1 rRNA gene is annotated in these 2,460 nt (G+C 55.3%); it reads right to left on the minus strand.

The features are described 5' to 3' along the window. Positions 1-322 precede the first annotated feature (322 nt). Positions 323-1,807 (minus strand): 16S ribosomal RNA (locus tag KBZ33_RS21325). Positions 1,808-2,460 lie beyond the last annotated feature (653 nt).

A 2,460-nucleotide genomic window follows, 5' to 3' on the forward strand; every position in this document is an offset into this window, starting at 1 on the left:
GCCCAGGATCAATCACTTCGACACAAGCTTCTTACGTCTTCCCTATCCTTACAACCCTTTAAGGTTTGCAAAAATAGAAAGACGAGATAACCCTTTGTGGGGTGACCTAGACAAAGTTTAGGAACTGAAAACGAGTCCATCACAACATCCTCTGATTCATCTCCAGTCTCTTTCGAAACTGTTGCTTCTTCATTGGGTTTGATGGCTCACCTTGAGGTACCGATCGACCTTCGAGATGACAGGACCGTGGCCTGAGACAAATATGCTTCCCAAACTTTCGTTTGCTCAGCGCTCAGACATCACGATCAGTTGTGTCTCCCTGTTAGGAGGTGATCCAGCCGCACCTTCCGGTACGGCTACCTTGTTACGACTTCACCCCAGTCATCAGCCCCACCTTCGGCGTCCTCCTCCACAAGGGTTGGAGTAACGACTTCGGGCATGGCCAACTTCCATGGTGTGACGGGCGGTGTGTACAAGGCCCGGGAACGTATTCACCGCAGTATGCTGACCTGCGATTACTAGCGATTCCTCCTTCACGTAGGCGAGTTGCAGCCTACGATCTGAACTGAGCCACGGTTTATGGGATTAGCTAACTCTCGCGAGCTTGCAACCCTTTGTCCGTAGCATTGTAGTACGTGTGTAGCCCAGGATGTAAGGGGCATGATGACTTGACGTCATCCACACCTTCCTCCGGTTTATCACCGGCGGTCTCTCTAGAGTGCCCAACTTAATGCTGGCAACTAAAGACGTGGGTTGCGCTCGTTGCGGGACTTAACCCAACATCTCACGACACGAGCTGACGACAGCCATGCACCACCTGTCTCTGCGCTCCCGAAGGCACTCCCTCGTTTCCAAGGGATTCGCAGGATGTCAAACCCTGGTAAGGTTCTTCGCGTTGCATCGAATTAAACCACATACTCCACCGCTTGTGCGGGCCCCCGTCAATTCCTTTGAGTTTCACACTTGCGTGCGTACTCCCCAGGCGGAACACTTAACGCGTTAGCTACGACACCGAGGGGGTCGATTCCCCCGACACCTAGTGTTCATCGTTTACGGCCAGGACTACAGGGGTATCTAATCCCTTTCGCTCCCCTGGCTTTCGTCCATGAGCGTCAGTTATGGCCCAGCAGAGCGCCTTCGCCACTGGTGTTCTTCCCGATATCTACGCATTTCACCGCTACACCGGGAATTCCCTCTGCCCCTACCACACTCAAGCCTTGTAGTTTCCATCGCTGAAATGGAGTTGAGCTCCACGTTTTAACGACAGACTTACAGGGCCGCCTGCGGACGCTTTACGCCCAATAATTCCGGATAACGCTTGCCACTCCCGTATTACCGCGGCTGCTGGCACGGAATTAGCCGTGGCTTATTCCTCAAGTACCGTCATGTCTTCTTCCTTGAGAAAAGAGGTTTACAGCCCAGAGGCCTTCATCCCTCACGCGGCGTTGCTCCGTCAGGCTTTCGCCCATTGCGGAAAATTCCCCACTGCTGCCTCCCGTAGGAGTCTGGGCCGTGTCTCAGTCCCAGTGTGGCTGATCATCCTCTCAGACCAGCTACTGATCGTCGCCTTGGTGGGCCATTACCCCACCAACTAGCTAATCAGACGCGGGCTCATCCTCAGGCGAAATTCATTTCACCTCTCGGCATATGGGGTATTAGCGGCCGTTTCCGGCCGTTATCCCCCTCCTGAGGGCAGATTCCCACGCGTTACTCACCCGTCCGCCACTCGCCCGAAGGCTCGTTCGACTTGCATGTGTTAAGCACGCCGCCAGCGTTCATCCTGAGCCAGGATCAAACTCTCCGTTGTAGATCCAACCCTCTTGGATAACTCTCGCTACCCTCAGCTGAATTTGCCTCTTGCTGTCCCTGCAGACTGGCGTCTACAGCAACCCCTGGGCCACCAACGCTCTCGCGCTGGGTTCAAAGAGTGCACTGCTCGTTTTCCACTTCGCCCTCCTTTCGGTTGGCTCACCGGATAACGCGCAAGTGACTTTCCCGAATCTCAGATCCGGTTCGCAACCAGCCGAACAACCAAAGGGCCTTCCATCTCTTTCAAAATGGCGCCGCTCCAAGCACCAGCGCGTCGTGAGAACGCTCCGCTACTCCTTGATCGCTTCGACCCGTCGCTTGTTTCTTTTGACGGGACCTCACACCTCCACTGCTCTTCGTCCGTTGCCCCCTCTCAGGGATTCCTCTCCCCTCGCCGTAGCAAGGGACACAGGCACTTTTGATTCAGTCGCCTACGGTCTCCCGTGGGCGCACCTCCTCTAAAGTCGCAACCGACGCAGTGGAAGCGTCAGTTCCTAAACTTTTTTGGTTGTCCAGGTTCTACCGTTCCACCCCTTCCGGGGCTCTCGCGGCACGTCGCCTCCCGGCGACTCAGAAAACTTACAGCACTGTCGGCTCACGCCTCTCAGTCTCAGTAAGTCCGCGTCCCGTTTGAGCTCTCGCTCTCTGGGG

Origin of the sequence: Cyanobium sp. Cruz-8D1, assembly GCF_024345975.1 — a bacterium.
GTDB lineage: Bacteria > Cyanobacteriota > Cyanobacteriia > PCC-6307 > Cyanobiaceae > Cyanobium.